Source organism: uncultured Cyclobacterium sp. (genome assembly GCF_963976465.1).
GTDB lineage: Bacteria > Bacteroidota > Bacteroidia > Cytophagales > Cyclobacteriaceae > Cyclobacterium.
Genome location: NZ_CAXBOC010000042.1, coordinates 1 through 17,572, shown reverse-complemented (window position 1 = coordinate 17,572; position 17,572 = coordinate 1). Strand labels below are relative to the sequence as shown.

The window sequence follows — 17,572 nt, the reverse complement described above, 5'->3', positions numbered from 1 at the left end:
GAATCAAAAGCTACGCTGTCTAACCTTGGAATGGCCGCAGAAAATATTTCATCCCCAACTGCACTGAGTAATCTTTTGTCCCCATCACTTAATTCTGTAAATAAGGGCCTATTGCGGTCGTCCTTTTCCCTGTAATAATTCAGATAAAAGGTAACATTCTTACTTTCCTGAATATGATTTGCCGTGACTATTGACCTTGAAAAATTTCTTTCTGCATACTCAAAATCCACCCTAACCCTAGAGTACTGAGTGATCAATACTGTGGGAGTAAAGGTGATTTCACCTTGATTATAGTCTATGGTGTAATCATTATTAAAACCACGTTTCAACTCCTTCCCATCAAGGAACACCTTTTCAGAATTGGCCAAAACAATAACATACCGTTCGTTTCCCGGTCCCCGAATACGGTATGGGCCCAATACTCCTTCGGTCACTTCTAAATTCATGGATGCAAATTTCCCTTTGGCAATCGCTGCTCCTACCCTGCTTGAAGCCTTCCACTTTTCATTTAGAATATAGTCTGAGGTAAATTGGAGGCCCTGCACATTTTTATAATATCTTAAAAAATCAGATTTTCGCTGTTGCAAAACCACATCTCCCCCCGAGAGATTAATCTTATCATTGTATAACTCAATCAATATGTTGTCAAAATCCTGAATTTGCTGCGTATTTCCTTCAGGCTGAAACGGCACATTCTGATCGGTAATACTTGCTCTAATGTTAAGGTTCTCCGCCAACTCACCATCCATTTGTAAGTTCAATGCAGAATTTACAAATACGTTTTGGGTATTTCCAAAGGATATTCCACGGGTCAGGTTACCTGATTGATTGAGCTTACTTGAGGTGAAGACTTCTTCTCTAAAATCATAGATGGCCGTTCTTTCCGGCATCTTGTCTTTGAAATAGGCCAGAGAGTCATAATCTTTCTCTAAAGTTCGATTTTGAAAAACATGTTTCAAAGAAAATGGCAGGGTTTTATAGCAAATCAACAATGAATCATTCTCCAAGTCCATTGAATCCAATAAGATCAGATTACCGGTATTGAAATTGTACTTATGAGATCGAAGATTGCCTAAGGCATCCTTCACCTCAATACTTGCAGGAATCAGGGACAATGTATCTGCAAGCACAACTTCTTTATGTAAATTGACAGGTTCCCAATGGCACTTTGGTTCTTGCGCCAAGGCGGGATAATTCAATGCCGAAAGCACAGATAAAAAAGCTAAAAAATACTTCACCAACTGCATATATCAATCGCTTACAGGAAGCTAAAGTAAACAATATCTAACAATTAATTCCGGATTTAGGGGATTAGGGGGAACATAAGATAGAAGGTGGTACCTGTTTCGGAAGAAGTCTCAAACCATATTTTTCCTCCGGCAGTTTCCACCCCCCTTTTGGCTATGGCTAAACCAAGGCCCGAACCTTCGGATTTGGTACTGAAATTGGGGAGAAAGACCTTTTCTCTCAATTCATCTGAAATTCCTTTGCCATTGTCTTTGATAGAAAGTTTGATATGCTCTTCTCCATCAAAATACAAGTTTACCAGTATAATAGGCTTTTTCCCTTCTGCTACGGCCTGAATTCCATTGATAATCAAATTGGATATTACCCTTCCGTACAATTTGGGGTCTCCCATGATTTTCGTAGATGCTCCTTCCGCGGTATGGTCCGTAAATTCAATTTCCACATCTTCTCTATAATTGAAAATAGAAACGGCTTTTAAAACAACCTTTCTAAGTTCCAACTCCTGATTTTTTGGAAGCGGCATTTTGGCAAAAGTGGAAAAGGAACTTGCAATATCACTTAATGTGTCTACCTGATGAATAATTGAATTAATGGGATTAACCAATGCCTTACCATTATCCAGTTTATCTGCCGCTTGAAGGCGAAGTAAATGCTGTAAGGTAAGTTTCATGGGTGTTAAGGGATTCTTTATTTCATGGGCTACCTGCTTGGCCATTTCTCTCCATGCAGATTCTTTTTCATTGGAAGCCAAAACCTTTTTACTGGTCTCCAATTTATAAAGCATATTATTGTATTCGTTGACAAGCAAACCTATTTCATCTTTTCCAGGCCATACCATGTATTCATTGTTTTCCAGGTCTGTATCTTTAAGTTTCTGAGTCAATAATTTAAAAGGATGTGTTAGATTTTTAGAAACAAAATAAGAGATAACCAAAAAGAAGAGAAAGATTACGACAAAAATGATAAGTATATTGCTAAAAACTTCTGTAATCATCAGATTAAGCTCTTCCTCGGATTCGAAAAAGGGTATGGCAATAATGGCTTGCAACTCCTGATTTTCTCCATTTTTAAGTGCAAGGTAAACTGTTTTAAACTGCAAATCTCCTACCTGTTCTGTTTGTAGGAATCTGTTTTCCTTTAATTCAATGATGGAAGCATACGCTTCCGGATGTAAATAATTGGTCAATATTTTTTTGTCAAAGATGGCCGGTTGATTGGTTGCCATAAGCGTTCCATCAGGAAGGTAAAGGTTAATATCTGCATCAGTAGCGGTAGCCAAGGTATATAATTCAGTATTAATCTCGTCTTTGTTCAGGTTATTGAACTGCTCTCCACCTAAATCTCGACCCAGGTTATCACTAATTATCCCTGCCTTTTGAAAATATTGCCTGTGTAAATCTTCTGTATAGGAATGACTCAAAAAACCTACTGCTATGATACTAATGATCAACATGGGAAAGAAAAAAGCAAAATTCAGGTACAATTGAAGCTTGGTGGCATAATTAAATCGCAACTGATTGAGCCCAGTAAATAATAGAAAAACAGCTATTGAAAGCAATGTAAAAATCAAGTAAACAACAAATAAAAGAGCAATGTCAGCTAAAATATAAATGCTGGGATACTTTCGCGATGAAACTACAATTATTTTATCATTGTAACTGACTGCTAAGTGATGGTATCCACCGGATAATATTCCGGTAGTGAAAATATCTTCATTCTCTAGCAAATCTTGAATCATCAACCCTTGGTAACTAAATATACCTGAACTATAACTTATTACAGAATCTTCAAAAATGGCAAAATCAAAATCACGTTCAATATAGTTAGATACATATTTGTTATCCATAAGCAATTTTGGAAAAGCCTTTCCTGATTCTATTCTTTGTTGGTTCAACTCAATGACAATTGTTCCAAGGAAGTCATTGTCACGTTGAATTTTAACGAAGGCTACAAAACGATTTCCTGTATTCGTATCAGTAGATTTAATAAAATACAAATTATGTACCTGAGTAGCGTAATCACTATTCATGTATCGATTTTTGTACTCAGAAAGGGACAAGCTATTGTTGTTTCCCAGTACAAGGCGACCTGAAGAGCTATAAATACTTACATCTTGCCTGTACTGATCAAAATATCCTGCAAGGTATATTTTCTTGATTTTCCTATCGATGGGGTCTTTGGATAGAAGGGGATCCGAAAGGCGACTTTTGATAAAAGCATCATCTATCACTCTAGCGATGATATCTTCCAGAAGAAACTCTCCCATCACATCCCTGTCAAGCATTACATTGTTTGCAAATTTCACTTTAGACCTTACTTCATCATACCTAAGGTCTTGATATGCTGCTGCTCCTGTAATTACAGCACCAATAAGACATGCAAAAAAGAATGTTAAGAATGTATTGAAATCAAGCTTAAACAAGCTTTGATAAAGCTTAAAGCTAATAATGGCCACCAATAGAATTATATGAGCCAAAAAAGCTATAAATAATACGAAATTATAGAAAAGGAGAAAAATTAAAAATGGAGAAACAAAGACAACCAAAACCTTTAAAGGATAAAAATAGTTGTCTTCATTTTTAAACAAGACCATGTTGAGGCCTATAATCGTAAACAGCAGATAGGCAGCACCTCCTAGAAAAATAACAAAAAGACTGACTATTTTAAGGTAATCAAAATTGGGTATGGCCTCAATATTCAAATTCCATTGGGAGTTTTCAACAATGTTTAAATAAAGGTAAAACACCAAAAACATCAATGTTGTCGACAGAATATAGGCAGCAGTGAGGGAGAGCCAATCGGGATAATTATTCCTGAATTTGATAAAAGCTAAAGCTACTCGCCTCCTACTTAGTATGGCGATAATCATACAGAGGACCACCACATAACAGATTACATTCAATAGGAGATCCCCCAAACTGGGATTGAAAATGGAGGAAGCATAAAGGCTTGAATCAAATATCCCGGTTTGAAAAAAGTCGTTTGGAAAATGAAAGGCCAACATGATTATCCTGACGGCAAGCAAAATGAGAAAGGTATAAATGGTGGCTAGAAATTTTTGACCTTTTGACCATAAAGTATGGACAAATCCCCCACCAATCAGCAATACCAATCCCAATAAGGAAAAGAAAAAAATCAATAACGTATGGTTGATAGATTTTCCAGGAACATCATAGCCAACCCTAAAAAAAATGGAAAAAAGATACTGGTTGTCAAAGTATAGGTCTTGATAATTTTCTTTGGGATTTGGGGACAATAAAAACCTGTCATTCCCAAAAACCTCAGGATTAAAACCACTCTTGAGGTAATCATTTCCAATATCTACTTTGTCATAAAAAGGGTAAACTTGAAGTAACCAATAATCTTCATCGTTACGTTGTATTTTACGTAGTTTGGTGAAATAAATTCCCCTATTGTTTTCTAAAATTTGGTAAGTTCTGGAAGTAGAAAGTAGGTTAAATTCCGGTACCATATCGATAGCTGACCAATAAATCAATTCACCCTCTAGTGAAAAAAGGTAGAAAGGGAATTGGTGATCTACGTTCAGACTACTAAAAAAGAATAGGCTATCGGCCGCTTCCTTATTCTCAATATTTTCAAAATCCACCTCAAAATCATGAATTACCCTTCCGATATGATGTTCGAGTTGGGCACTAAAGGCAGTTTGGTCTTTATGGTATTTACCTTCGGAAAAATAATTAATGGAAAGGACCAAGCCCAATAGCACAACGGACAATACCAATATTAGCCTTCTTCTTCTTAACATAGCGATTAATCTTGCCTGAACAGTCCCTTCAAGATAACAAATACTGATACCCGAAGTAAAACTAAGTATTCATTCATAATGGAAAACATGCCAAACATAAAAATGAGAGGCCAAAGATCCTTCTAAAAAGCAACCAAAATCCAGCCCATACTCAAAAAATCATCTGAGAAAGATTTTAAAAAGGTTGCATCAAAATTAAAAACCTAAGCTAGGCAGAAGATTAGAATGATACACCTTTTTTCCTTTTGGCATTTTTATACCAAAAATAGCCCAAAACCATTAACAGTATATAAGGCGCAACAAAAAGGTAAAGAATCCCAATGTTCAATGCCGCACCTACAGTAGTATCTCCATTACTTACATTGTTTTCAACTGATGCCCTACACATGGCACATTGAGCGAATGTAGATTGAACGGATCCAATCAACAGAAGCAAAACAACCGACAGACTTTTGAAATATTTATTCATTGTATTAGTAAACGGTTTGGTTAAACCTTTGTTTAAATATAATCAATTTCACAAGCATTATCCTTAATGCACGTAATAAGGGCTGATCATTAGATAAACAATAACACCTGAAACGGTTACATAAAGCCAAATAGGAAAGGCATACCTAACAATATTCCGGTGTTTCTCAAATTTCCCGCTCATGCCAAAATAATAAGCCAATAAAATTGGAAATAAAGCAACAGCAGCCAAAATAATATGGCTGATCAAAAGAGAATAATAAACCCACCTTATCCATCCTTCACCACCAAAGGAAGTGCTTTCCGCTGCCGCATGGTAAATCACATAACCGACTAAAAAAATTGCTCCTAGCCCAAATGCAACAGACATGGCCGTCTTATGTAAAGTGATATTTCCACTTTTGATGAAAAAAAAGCCTAACACCAACATTACAGAGGCAAAGCTATTTACTACAGCATTTAAATGGGGAAGAAAATAAACCCATTCTTCACCAAGATCAATTTTTGCGGGCATAAACAATAGTACCGCCACTACTACCGGTACTAAAATGGAGACAATAGTTATCCATGTATACATAGACTTGTCCTTGGACTCTATTTCTAAACTATTCTTCATCATGAAGCAAAATTTTTGTTTCTAAAATCAATTGATCGACACCTTCTCTCTCGGTGCCACTGTAATATCCTCTAATTCGTCCAAGCTCATCTACCAAGACAAACTTATCACTATGTACAAAATTCTCCGGAACTGCTCCCCCACTCACTGTTGGAATGATAAAACCACACCTGGCCAAATCATAAGTTTCTTCTACCGGACCACTGAGAAAAAACCATTTGTCTTTTTTGGCTCCATGTTCTTCAGCGTAATCGGCCAAAACTTTGGGGCTGTCATATTCAGGATCTATACTGATGGAGTAAATCTGTACCCTATCATTATTTCGAAAGACATCCTGAACTCTTTCCATTTCTTTAGACATAATTGGACAGATGCTTGGGCAACTGGTAAAGAAGAAATCTACAATGGTAATTTTTCCATCCATCATTTCTTTACCTACACTTCTACCAAACTGATCAGTAAAAGTAAAGTCAGGAATATAATGCTGACTGCTATCATTATAGTCACATTGTTCAAAAGGATCATCAACGCCATTTTGATATAAAATAGGAATATCGTATTGGTTGGAGGAAAAACCCCTAAGAAATAAAATTATTAATACCGGTATCATTAAAACACATACCAACACCAATACCTGAATAAATCGCAACATTTTCATACACTACTACAACAAAAAAAATGGTTGAAGATTCCCCCTCAACCATTCAATTTAATAATTTTTTATCCTGTTTACCAGCGCATAACAAAGATCTCAGCACCTTCCTTCATTAAAGCTATAATCAGCCAAACCAAGAAAATAAGTGGTACGATGATGGAGTAAAACAAAGGTTTAACTTCATCCCCCAGGTGCATGAATTCCATCATGATATACTTGGCTTTAACAATGGTCAAAGCAATAAAAAGAAAGTATAAGAGCAACCCTCTTTCCATGGTAAAGGCCAACACAAATTCCACTGCTGTGATTACCAATAAAATCAAGGCAGTGAGCCAGATTTTTTTAATCTTGGCAGGATCTCTTGGAATTACTTCCAACCTATTTTTATTAACGTGTTCCATTATAGTATATGTTTATATTTTAGATCAAATAGAAGAAGGTAAATACAAATACCCATACCAAATCCACAAAGTGCCAGTACAAGCCAATTTTCTCAACCATTTCATAATGACCACGATCTTCATAAACTCCAACAGCAGCTTGGTAAAAAGCCAAAAACAAAAGGACAACACCTATGGTAACGTGAAAGCCATGGAAACCTGTAATAAAGAAAAACAATTGAGCAAAAGGTGCAGGTCCATATTCATTTACCAACAAGTTGGCTCCGTGCACTGTTTCAGTCACAATATTGCTAAATGAATTTACATAGGTCATCACAACTCCTTCGTCGGTCCCATGGATAAAGTGTGTCCATTCCCAAGCTTGACAACCTAGGAAAGTCATCCCTCCAAGTAATGTCCAAAGCATCCATTTTACCACATCCTTCCTATCATTTCGATGACCGGCTTCAACTGCCAATACCATTGTAACCGAACTCATAATCAAAATAAAAGTCATCAAACCAACAAAAACAAGCGGGAAATGACCTCCATGAACGAATGGAATGGCATCAAAAATCATTTCAGGTATAGGCCAATGCTGATTTGAACTTACAAAATCAGCTACTTCTCCTGAATAGGCAGGATAACTTACCCGAATGGCACCATAGGTAATAAGAAAGGCTGTAAAGGTAAAAATATCTGAGAGGAGAAAAAACCACATCATGAGCTTACCATAGCTCGCTTTTAGTGGTTCGTTACCTCCACCCCAAACGCCTCTTTTTGATTGAATTTCAATTGCAGTCGAAGACATAATTAGTAAATTAACTTATATTTTAATGATTTAGAAGCAAAAACATAAACAAGTATAGCCAAAGGCCTCCCAGAAAATGCCAATAGGTAACGCACATTTCAAGCTGTGCCAGATTTTGGGAGTGTATTTTATTCCTTAAGGCCGAAATTAATACAATTATTAGAAATATCACACCACTAATTAGATGTATTGCATGCAGTCCTGTAAAAACATACATAAATGATCCTGCAGGGTTACCTACAAAATACACATCCTCAGCAACTAGTGCTTCCCAACTGAACCATTGCCCAACGAGAAAAGCCAAACCCAGGATTACTGTTGCCAATAAGCCTAGTTTAGTATTATTAAGGTTGTCTTTTTTAGCCGCCATGTAAGCCAGATGCAAGCTAATACTAGACAATATTATTATGCCTGAAGTGTACCAAAACACATTGGGTAGATCAAATTCCAGCCAATTTCCTTCACCCTGCCTGACAATATAAGCACTGGTCATTCCTGCGAAGACCATGACCACACTTACAATAAACAACCAAAGTGCAAATTTCTTCGGATGCATGGCCAAGGGCTGTTCTGCACCTTCAATAAAAGACAGTTTCTCTTCCATATTACACTTTATCTAATAAGTAAGCAATTTGCGTTATGGGAAGGTACAAAAATGAACCAAACATAATTTTAAGCGCAGATTTTCTGGAGCAATCCTTCATAAGAGAAAAGGTTTGAGCCAAAAACAATACCCCACAAATTGTTGCCACAATACCTGAGTTTAATCCGGTCAAACCGAAGTAAGTAGGTAAGAGCCCAAGCGGCAATAAAAATAAGGTATAGATCATTATTTGAATCGCTGTATTAAGGTCCTTTTGCCCTCCTGAGGGAAGCAATTTAAACCCTGCTTTTTTATAATCCTCATCACTAACCCAAGCAATGGCCCAGAAGTGAGGGAATTGCCAAATAAATTGAATACCGAAAATAATTAAAGCTTCATAAGTAATACTTCCTGTAACCGCTGTCCAACCAAGCAATGGAGGCATGGCCCCGGGAATAGCTCCAACTAATACTGCAATAGGCCCAACCCGTTTCAATGGAGTATAGACAAATACGTACAATATCATGCTCAAAATACCCAGTCCGGTGGTCAACATATTGGTGAAATAGGCCAATAAAAGAACGCCGGTGACAGCAGCTATCACTGCAAACCAATAAGCTTCTTTTACAGAAATAATTTCCATAGGAAGAGGCCGGGTTTTCGTTCTCTTCATCAATTTGTCAAATTCTCTCTCTTTAATTTCATTGGCGGCACCTGAAGCACCACTAATTAAAAATCCACCGAGAACAAGACCTATAAAACCAGCCCAAGAGAAGGTTTGACCCTGATGTCCTAAAATAAATCCAAAAACAGCCGAAAAGGTAACCAAAGCAGACAGACGGAATTTCAACAAATCCATGTAGGCTTTAAACCTCATCGTAATACTGTCCCACAAAACCTTTTCAGATAACCCTAGTGTACTCATAATTAAGCAATATTTACAGGGGCAGTTTTATCTTGCCCCAATTCAAGCCAAATATAATATTGAAAGCCGATGATCAAAGAACCTAAGAACAGGTGCAGAGGTTGAATGAATGCGGGTATTCCAAAATAAGCCATGATTGCTCCGGAAATAATTACCGTTACAAACAAAGCCATTAACACCACATAGTGGCTTGTAATTTTTGTATTCTGTTCCCTGTAAGGAAATAGTTGATAACCAATGAATAGGTGAAGGCCTAATACTATCAAAGAATAAGTCCTATGAATATAATATATTAGCCCCAATTCATCTATCCAAGATGATCGATTCAAATAAGCAGCATTACTTGCAATAATATCTATTTGTTCCCTAACCTGCGTACCAAGTATAATTTGAACAATCATTAATATTATACCAATACCTAATAACAACCGGTATTTTCGTGAAATATTCAGGGGCAGGTCAAATTGATGATTTTTAGCTATTAACTTACCGGATCTATAATAGATATAAAGTAGCAGGCAAACCATAAAAAGGGCCACTACCATATGTACACTTATCATCCAGTGCAATAGATTGGTAGAAACTACAATAGAACCTAACCATCCCTGAAACAGTACCAACACCAATGAAAGTACGGATAGCCACATAATTTTTGGGTCTACCGATCTTAACTTAATAGAAAAGACCAAAGTCAGTATAATTAATAGTCCTATGACAGCTCCTGCAAGCCTATTGACATATTCAATCCAAGTTTTTGTAGCGTTAAAAGGCTCTTGTTCATGAATACTCTTGTCATTCCTAATCTCTTCTGCTAGATGCGCAAAGCCCAAACCTGTTAAGAGTGAGGCAAAGCGTTCATTTTTTTCAATTCGTTTGGAAACGTAGATTTCAGGATAATTGGCCGGCAATTGATCTACAGATGTAGGAGGAACCCAGCTACCGAAACATTTCGGCCAGTCAGGACATCCCATTCCAGCACCGGTACTTCTAACAATACCGCCAATTAATATCAATAGAAAAACAGCAACCGTAGTAGTTAGACAAATACTACGGAAGCTATTTATATTTTTAAGATTCTTTTGATTCATTTCCTACCAACATCGCTTCATCCTCTTCCATTATTTCTTTTTCTAATTGTACAAGTTTAGCTTCATGAGGAAGATTCGATTCGGGAGTAGCTGACAATGGAACTGTTTGCGGAATGAAATCAGCTTCTGAACCAGGCTTGCTATAATCGTACGGCCACCTGTATACAGTTGGAATTTCTCCGGGCCAGTTACCATGACCGGGTTCAATTGGAGTGGTCCACTCTAAGGTATTGGACTGCCAAGGGTTTGCACTTGCCTTTCTGCCTTTGTACATACTATAGAAGAAGTTAAATACAAAGATAAACTGGGCAAAGAAAGTAACAATTGCTGCCACAGACACAAACATATTCAAATCAGTATACATATCTGCAAAGGAGAAGTTTGTCCAGCTATAATACCTCCTAGGGAAACCGGCAATTCCTATATAATGCATGGGGAAGAATATCAAGTAAACACCTAAAAAGGTGAGCCAAAAATGAACATATCCTAATTTATCATCCATCATTCTACCAAACATCTTAGGGAACCAATGATACACACCGGCCAACATTCCAAAGAAGGAAGCAGCACCCATTACCAAATGGAAGTGAGCAACAACAAAATAGGTATCGTGCAATTGAATATCAATAGCAGAATTACCGAGGAAAATCCCCGTCAAACCACCTGAGATAAAGAAAGACACCAAACCGATAGAGAACAACATGCCCGGGGTAAATCTTAAGTTACCCCTCCATAAGGTGGTCAGGTAGTTAAATACTTTTACCGCTGAAGGAACAGCAATAATCAAGGTAAGGAACATAAATATCGACCCAAGAAAGGGATTCATTCCGGATACGAACATATGATGTGCCCATACCACAAATGAAAGGATAGTGATACCAAGCATGGAAATAATCATGGCTTTATAACCAAAGATAGGTTTCCTAGAGTTGGTAGCGATCACTTCAGAAGTGATACCAAGCGCAGGTAGCAATACAATATAAACTTCAGGGTGACCTAGGAACCAGAATAAATGCTGGTAAAGTACAGCACTACCTCCAGTATTTGGTAAAGCCTCACCACCGATATAAATATCAGATAGGTAAAAGCTAGTCCCAAAACTTCTATCAAAAACCAATAATAAGGCAGCTGAAAACAAAACAGGAAAAGACAACAAACCAATAACTGCAGTAAGGAAGAATGCCCAGATGGTCAAAGGCAATCTAGAAAATGACATCCCTTTTGTTCGTAAATTAATAACGGTAGAGATATAATTTATACCTCCCATAAGCTGTGATGCTATAAAGAAAACCATGGCCGTTAACCACAGTGTCATGCCTAATCCTGAACCGGGAATGGCCTGCTCAAGTGCAGACAATGGTGGGTAAACTACCCAGCCACCTGCTGCTGGACCTTTTTCTAGAAATAAAGAGGCAAACATGATCACACCGGAAATAAAGAAAAACCAGTAGGACAACATGTTCATAAAACCGGAAGCCATATCACGGGCTCCAATTTGTAATGGAATCAAGTAATTAGAGAATGTACCACTAAGACCAGCTGTCAAAACAAAGAATACCATGATGGTACCATGCATGGTAACCAAGGCTAAATAAAAATTTTGATCTAATCTTCCAGCTTCATCAATCCATCCACCAAGTATCGGTCTAAGGAAAGACATATCCATCTCAGGAAATCCCAATTGTAAGCGAAACAATACAGAAAGAAATCCACCGATAAAAGCCCAGAATATACCAGACACAAGATATTGCTTTGCAATCATCTTATGGTCAGTGGAAAATATATACTTCGTTATGAAGTTGTCGTGGTGCTCATGGTCATGCTCATCATGTGTAGATGCTGCATCATGAGCTGAAACGTTTGCTACTGCCATGGTATTTATAATTTATGCTATAAATTTATTCTTCGTTTATATAAATCTCTGCCAATTCTTTCAACTCTACTGGAAGGTCAGCTACAAGATCCGGATTACTTTTAATAAAAGGGGTTTGTTCTGCAAACCACTTTCTATATTCTTCTGGTTCCACAACTGTAATCACTCTTCTCATAGAGAAATGACCGTTTCCACAAACCTCAGTACAAGCGATTTCAAACTCAAAATCCTCATCGCCTAACTCAGCTCTCATTTCTTCCGTTGTTTTATTTGGCGTAAACCAAAACCTTGTAGGCATACCCGGCACAGCATCCATTTTTAGTCGCATGTGCGGAGCAAAAACAGAGTGTAATACATCTCTAGCCCTAATATTAAATAAAACAGGCTCGCCCTTAGGGATCACCACAACAGGAGAAGGGAAATCATCAAAGGAATTTTTATCCGTGAAATCAATACCTCTGGAATTGGTGGCAGAAGTAAGCCTATAATCATAGTCTCCCAACTGCTGGTCAGCTCCGGGATACCTAATATCCCAAGCAAATTGATACCCCATCAATTCCACAACATGGGCATTGTCAGGAGCCGGGCTGGTAATATCTGACCAGGCTTTCCATCCTGAAATAACCAAGACAGTCAATACCACAGCCGGTACAAGTGTCCAAATAATCTCTAATTTGTTATTGTCAGGATAAAAGGCAGCTCTTTTATTTTCATTGTATTGATAATGATAACTAAACCAGAACAAAAGAATATGCGTAAGGATAAAAATAAAGCCTGTTACAGCCATGGTAATCCAAAACAATCGGTCTGTTACTACACCATGTTCAGAGGCAATAGGCAATTGATAATTATCAAATTCTACTACCGAATAATAGACCATCCAAGCACCACAGCCAATAAGAAATACCATGAAAAGAATGGCATTAGTTTTATTACTGGTTGTAGCTATTTTTTTATCAGAACCTTTAGCGACCGAAATCAAGGTTTGAATTCTGTATACCATCCCAATCACCATGATCAGGAGTACTACACCTATTGAAATAAGAAATCCGTACATAATTATAACTGTTTCGGAATTAGATTAAATGTGATGATGAAAACTTTCCTCCAACATTGGGTGGTTTTTAGGAACCAGATTGTGTTTGGAAAGATTGGTCAATGCTACAAAAGCAAAAGCTGAAGCATAAACTAACAACATTCCAATTTCCATCAAACCAACGCCTCCATTATGTCCTAAAGTACCCGGTTGAACCATCAAGAAGAAATCTACCCAATGACCAACAATAATTAGTGTACATACAAGTTTTAGGAAGATATTATGCCTTTTGGCATCCCTTGTCATTAGAACCAAAAATGGTAAAGCAAAGTTTAGAATTAGGTTAATAAATATATATGAACCATAAACATCACTTGAAAGTCTTTCTACGAAATAAACTGACTCTTCAGGAATATTGGCATAATAAATCAGCAAAAACTGAGAGAACCATATATAAGTCCAGAAAATGGAGAAGGCAAAAACAAACTTACCAAGATCATGAATATGGTTTTGATTGATCATTTCTAGGTATCCCTGATCTTTCAAAAAGATAGTAACCAAGGTAATGGCAGACAAACCTGCAACAAACCAAGAAGCGAATACATACCATCCAAACAAAGTAGAGAACCAGTGCGTATCTATAGACATCACCCAATCCCAAGCACTAATGGAGGATGATACCGCAAAGAAAACCAAGAAAATAGCAGACCATTTTCTAATGGTATACCAGTAGGAAGTTCCTCCATTGATATCTTCTTCATTAGAAAGTGTTCTAAGTTTATTGAAAAAGAAAACCCAAAATCCAAAGAACAATACCATTCTTACGATATAAAAGATAGGGAATGAACCCTTTTCCATTGGCCAATAAAAGAAGTTTCCTTTACCATCAATGATCCTATCATAATGATCTCCGGCTTTGTCAAACACATAGCTATGTGTCCAGTGAAACAGATCGTGATTGGCTATGAAAAAGGTTACCAACATTAATACTGCTGCAATAGGCAACCAATAGCCAAAAGACAACATGATTCTTAGTAAAGCTGTAGACCATCCTGCCTGGGCAGCATATTGAATTGCGAAGAAGAATACGCCAATAATGGCAATTCCCGTGAAATACACATTATTAATCCAAAGGTTAGCATAAAGCCTCTGTGTCCAGTGAAAACCATGTCCACCCTCATCGCCATGACCATGTCCACCTGTGGCAGCCATGATTATACCGAATACCAATAAAAGTGCACCGATACCTCCTAGTATGAAAATCACTTTCTTTACCGCTGCGGTAAAATCAAATTTTTGATCCAAATTGTAGTTAGTTACCTGTGCCATTATTGCTTCTGAATTTCTTGTTTAACATAGTGTACAATTTTCCACCTTCTGTCAGCAGTAATCTGCGAACCGTGAGCTCCCATTCTACCTTTACCATGTGTAATTACATGGAAAATATGGCCTTCAGGTAAATTAATATAGGCTCCACCTTTTAAGTTGGCTACCCCACCGATAACCATACCCGGCTTACCATCCCCTTCTCCACCACTACCATGGCAGGGAGAACAATATTGGGTGAAAAGTCGCTTGCCATCGGCCAATACTTCATCAGTAAGAGGGATTGGATTTTGTACAGCAGCAGCACCTTCTAAATCTGCCACCCTTAACCTATAAGGTAAAATGCCCTCTTTATTTCTAGGAACAGTATTAGGAACAGGCTTCCTCATGTTCATGCCATGAGGGTTGTTAATATTACTGTTAAAGAATTCTCCTTTTCCATCCTCTCTAGTGGAAATCCAATCTCCTTCTTCTTCACTAGTGATTTGGCTTAAGCCTTCATAAGGAACCGAATGGTACATCTGAGGCGCATACTCCGTTCCCGGATAATCACCCTCAGCTTTGCAGGAAGCAAATCCTAAGGATATCCCCACTACAGCTATTGAATATATTGATGATAAAATTTTCATTTGCTACAGATTACTTATTCAAAACTTTTACTGTTCACCTCCGTTGCTCCTGAATTCTTAAGAGCCCCTTTAATTATTTCCAAATCAACAGCTGCATTATTGGCGATATCTATGGCCATAACGTGCTTGTCATCAGTACTTCTTAAGTCAAAGATTCTTGGTTGTCCCCAGGGTTTAAGATTACTACTAACCATAAATACGGTGACCATACCAAAAGCGGCAACAAGAACGGTTAACTCGAAAGAAACAGGAATGAAATCAGGGAAAGCGGCATGATCCTTACCCCCAATAATCATTGGCCAATCAAATTTCATCATATAAAACTGCATGGTCAATGCCAAGGTAGTACCTAATAATCCGAATAAAAATGCAGCAATAGGTAATCGGCTTCTTTTATAGCCAAGTTCTTCTTCTAATCCATGAACCGGATATGGAGAAAATACCTCGTGTATTTTGATTCCTGCAGCTCTTATCTCTCTGACAGCATTCTTAAGAATGTCCTCATCATCAAAGATCCCCAGGATAAAGTTTTTGTCTCTTTCCATGATTATTTAATTATTTTTTCAGATGAAGATTTCAATACAGATTTGATTTCAGCCATGTTTATTACCGGGAAGAATTTAGCGAATAATAAGAAAGCTGTAAAAAAGAAACCAAAGGTAAATAGATAAAGTCCTACATCAGTTATGGTCGGATAGAACATAACCCAAGAAGAAGGAAGAAAATCTCTGTGAAGGGAGGTAACGATAATAACGAATCTTTCAAACCACATTCCAATGTTTACAATAAGAGAAAGGATAAAAGTTGCTACAATGGAAGTTCTAATTTTCTTGAACCAGAACAATTGTGGGGAAATTACATTACAGGTCATCATGGACCAGTAAGCCCACCAATAAGGACCAAACATCCTATTCACAAAAGCATATTGTTCTGCAGCTACACCTGAATACCAAGCCATAAAGAACTCTGTGATATAGGCAATACCTACGATGGAACCTGTAATGATGATTACAATATTCATCAATTCAATATGCCCCATAGTGATATAATCCTCAAGTTTAAAAACTTTTCGCGTGACAATCATCAAGGTCAATACCATTGCAAAACCTGAGAAAATCGCACCTGCTACGAAATAAGGAGGGAAGATTGTGGTGTGCCATCCGGGAATTACCGAAGTGGCAAAGTCAAAGGATACGATCGTATGTACCGAAAGTACAAGGGGTGTAGCCAAACCTGCCAAAATCAATGAAACACTTTCATACCTCATCCAAGCTTTGGCACCACCGTCCCATCCGAAACTCAAGGCTCCGTAAATGGTGTTTCGAATACCTGTTGCCCGGTCTCTAATGGTAGCAAAATCAGGAATCAATCCGATGTACCAGAATACCAAGGATACAGAAAAGTATGTAGAGATGGCAAAAACATCCCATAGTAAAGGGGAGTTAAAGTTAACCCACAAAGAACCATATGTATTGGGTAAAGGAAATACCCAAATTGCACCGATCCAAGGTCTCCCCATGTGTATCAAAGGGAAAAGTGCCGCACAAATAACAGCAAAAATTGTCATGGCTTCCGCCGCTCGGTTAATGGATGTTCTCCATTTCTGCCTGAAAAGCAATAATACTGCGGATATAAGCGTACCTGCATGACCAATACCTACCCACCACACAAAGTTGGTGATATCCCAGGCCCAGCCTACAGTTTTATTAAGTCCCCACATTCCTATTCCTTCCCACAGTGTAGCTACCAATGCTAAACTGCCGAGCAAAAGTACAGCCAAGGACACTGCCAATCCTAGGAGCCAACCTTTGGTAGGTTTACCTTCTACATGCCTGGCAATATCATTGGTGACGTCCTTGTAAGTCTTACCGCCGGTAATAAGCGGATCGCGTACGGGTGAAGTAACCTGCATATCTTATCGTTTTATTTTTTTAAGCTTCGTTTTTGTCCTTATTTCTGATCTTGGTAAAATACCAAACATTAGGGCTGACATTGATTTCCTCTAACACATGGTATGCTCTTTCCTCATTTACTTCTTTCAAAGCACTAGTGGAATTTTCTTCGACTTTAAGCATCTTAGAAACTTTAGATTGGGAATCATTCATGTCACCAAAAACAAGGGCTTCAGTAGGACAAGCTACTGCGCAGGCAACATTCACATCACCGTC

At 37.8% G+C, this 17,572-nt stretch carries 16 protein-coding genes and 1 pseudogene; all 17 read right to left on the bottom strand.

All coding sequences use genetic code 11. The features are described from left to right. Positions 1–1,247: pseudogene (locus tag AAC037_RS04100) on the bottom strand (hypothetical protein); the annotation flags it as partial. A gap of 56 nt (positions 1,248–1,303) precedes the next feature. Further along, positions 1,304–5,014 carry a HAMP domain-containing sensor histidine kinase gene (locus AAC037_RS04095; RefSeq protein WP_339901787.1) on the bottom strand — a complete coding sequence of 1,237 codons (3,711 nt, stop codon included), beginning with the start codon at positions 5,012–5,014 and terminating at the stop codon, positions 1,304–1,306. 220 nt (positions 5,015–5,234) lie between these two features. Beyond that, positions 5,235–5,483 carry a hypothetical protein gene (locus AAC037_RS04090; protein ID WP_339901786.1) on the bottom strand — a complete coding sequence of 83 codons (249 nt, stop codon included), beginning with the start codon at positions 5,481–5,483 and terminating at the stop codon, positions 5,235–5,237. A gap of 63 nt (positions 5,484–5,546) precedes the next feature. Continuing rightward, positions 5,547–6,101, bottom strand: a complete 555-nt coding sequence (locus tag AAC037_RS04085; protein ID WP_339901785.1) for a DUF420 domain-containing protein — start codon at positions 6,099–6,101, stop codon at positions 5,547–5,549. Next, entirely contained in the window at positions 6,088–6,756 is a 669-nt protein-coding gene (locus AAC037_RS04080) for an SCO family protein (RefSeq protein WP_339901784.1), read from the bottom strand. Before AAC037_RS04080 ends, AAC037_RS04085 begins: the two co-directional genes overlap by 14 nt. A gap of 71 nt (positions 6,757–6,827) precedes the next feature. Beyond that, entirely contained in the window at positions 6,828–7,154 is a 327-nt protein-coding gene (locus tag AAC037_RS04075; RefSeq protein ID WP_303614878.1) for a cytochrome C oxidase subunit IV family protein, read from the bottom strand. A gap of 19 nt (positions 7,155–7,173) precedes the next feature. Then, a complete protein-coding gene (locus AAC037_RS04070) occupies positions 7,174–7,944 on the bottom strand; it encodes a cytochrome c oxidase subunit 3 (RefSeq protein WP_339901783.1) in 771 nt (256 codons plus the stop codon). 22 nt (positions 7,945–7,966) lie between these two features. Beyond that, complete coding sequence (locus AAC037_RS04065) at positions 7,967–8,548, bottom strand: cytochrome c oxidase subunit 3 (RefSeq protein ID WP_339901782.1); 582 nt, start codon at positions 8,546–8,548, stop codon at positions 7,967–7,969. Position 8,549: 1 nt separating this feature from the next. Further along, a complete protein-coding gene (cyoE, locus tag AAC037_RS04060) occupies positions 8,550–9,452 on the bottom strand; it encodes a heme o synthase (protein WP_339901781.1) in 903 nt (300 codons plus the stop codon). A gap of 2 nt (positions 9,453–9,454) precedes the next feature. Beyond that, a complete protein-coding gene (locus AAC037_RS04055) occupies positions 9,455–10,540 on the bottom strand; it encodes a COX15/CtaA family protein (protein ID WP_339901780.1) in 1,086 nt (361 codons plus the stop codon). Then, positions 10,521–12,413, bottom strand: coding sequence for a cbb3-type cytochrome c oxidase subunit I (locus AAC037_RS04050; RefSeq protein WP_339901779.1), 1,893 nt, complete (start codon positions 12,411–12,413; stop codon positions 10,521–10,523). Before AAC037_RS04050 ends, AAC037_RS04055 begins: the two co-directional genes overlap by 20 nt. A 25-nt stretch (positions 12,414–12,438) precedes the next feature. Continuing rightward, positions 12,439–13,470, bottom strand: coding sequence for a cytochrome c oxidase subunit II (locus AAC037_RS04045; protein WP_339901778.1), 1,032 nt, complete (start codon positions 13,468–13,470; stop codon positions 12,439–12,441). A gap of 24 nt (positions 13,471–13,494) precedes the next feature. Next, complete coding sequence (locus AAC037_RS04040; protein ID WP_339901777.1) at positions 13,495–14,778, bottom strand: quinol:cytochrome C oxidoreductase; 1,284 nt, start codon at positions 14,776–14,778, stop codon at positions 13,495–13,497. Next, on the bottom strand, positions 14,778–15,404 hold the full coding sequence (locus AAC037_RS04035; protein ID WP_339901776.1) for a cytochrome c: 627 nt from the start codon (positions 15,402–15,404) through the stop codon (positions 14,778–14,780). The genes AAC037_RS04040 and AAC037_RS04035 overlap by 1 nt, the downstream gene beginning before the upstream one ends. Positions 15,405–15,418: 14 nt before the next feature. After that, positions 15,419–15,949: a DUF3341 domain-containing protein gene (locus AAC037_RS04030; RefSeq protein ID WP_014020319.1), complete on the bottom strand. Its 531-nt coding sequence runs from the start codon at positions 15,947–15,949 to the stop codon at positions 15,419–15,421. Positions 15,950–15,951: 2 nt separating this feature from the next. After that, positions 15,952–17,316: an NrfD/PsrC family molybdoenzyme membrane anchor subunit gene (gene nrfD / locus AAC037_RS04025; protein ID WP_339901775.1), complete on the bottom strand. Its 1,365-nt coding sequence runs from the start codon at positions 17,314–17,316 to the stop codon at positions 15,952–15,954. Positions 17,317–17,335: 19 nt separating this feature from the next. Next, positions 17,336–17,572 (bottom strand): hypothetical protein (locus AAC037_RS04020; RefSeq protein WP_339901774.1); only part of this gene is annotated, 237 nt, incomplete at its 5' end.

Excerpts from the sequence above, each read along its gene's own strand:
- AAC037_RS04090 (WP_339901786.1), bottom strand. The coding sequence starts at position 5,483 with ATGAATAAATATTTCAAAAGTCTGTCGGTTGTTTTGCTTCTGTTGATT.
- AAC037_RS04030 (WP_014020319.1), bottom strand. The coding sequence starts at position 15,949 with ATGGAAAGAGACAAAAACTTTATCCTGGGGATCTTTGATGATGAGGAC.
- AAC037_RS04075 (WP_303614878.1), bottom strand. The coding sequence starts at position 7,154 with ATGGAACACGTTAATAAAAATAGGTTGGAAGTAATTCCAAGAGATCCT.
- AAC037_RS04040 (WP_339901777.1), bottom strand. The coding sequence starts at position 14,778 with ATGGCACAGGTAACTAACTACAATTTGGATCAAAAATTTGATTTTACC.
- AAC037_RS04065 (WP_339901782.1), bottom strand. The coding sequence starts at position 8,548 with ATGGAAGAGAAACTGTCTTTTATTGAAGGTGCAGAACAGCCCTTGGCC.
- AAC037_RS04055 (WP_339901780.1), bottom strand. The coding sequence starts at position 10,540 with ATGAATCAAAAGAATCTTAAAAATATAAATAGCTTCCGTAGTATTTGT.
- AAC037_RS04080 (WP_339901784.1), bottom strand. The coding sequence starts at position 6,756 with ATGAAAATGTTGCGATTTATTCAGGTATTGGTGTTGGTATGTGTTTTA.
- AAC037_RS04045 (WP_339901778.1), bottom strand. The coding sequence starts at position 13,470 with ATGTACGGATTTCTTATTTCAATAGGTGTAGTACTCCTGATCATGGTG.
- AAC037_RS04050 (WP_339901779.1), bottom strand. The coding sequence starts at position 12,413 with ATGGCAGTAGCAAACGTTTCAGCTCATGATGCAGCATCTACACATGAT.
- AAC037_RS04085 (WP_339901785.1), bottom strand. The coding sequence starts at position 6,101 with ATGATGAAGAATAGTTTAGAAATAGAGTCCAAGGACAAGTCTATGTAT.
- AAC037_RS04070 (WP_339901783.1), bottom strand. The coding sequence starts at position 7,944 with ATGTCTTCGACTGCAATTGAAATTCAATCAAAAAGAGGCGTTTGGGGT.
- cyoE (WP_339901781.1), bottom strand. The coding sequence starts at position 9,452 with ATGAGTACACTAGGGTTATCTGAAAAGGTTTTGTGGGACAGTATTACG.
- AAC037_RS04035 (WP_339901776.1), bottom strand. The coding sequence starts at position 15,404 with ATGAAAATTTTATCATCAATATATTCAATAGCTGTAGTGGGGATATCC.
- nrfD (WP_339901775.1), bottom strand. The coding sequence starts at position 17,316 with ATGCAGGTTACTTCACCCGTACGCGATCCGCTTATTACCGGCGGTAAG.
- AAC037_RS04095 (WP_339901787.1), bottom strand. The coding sequence starts at position 5,014 with ATGTTAAGAAGAAGAAGGCTAATATTGGTATTGTCCGTTGTGCTATTG.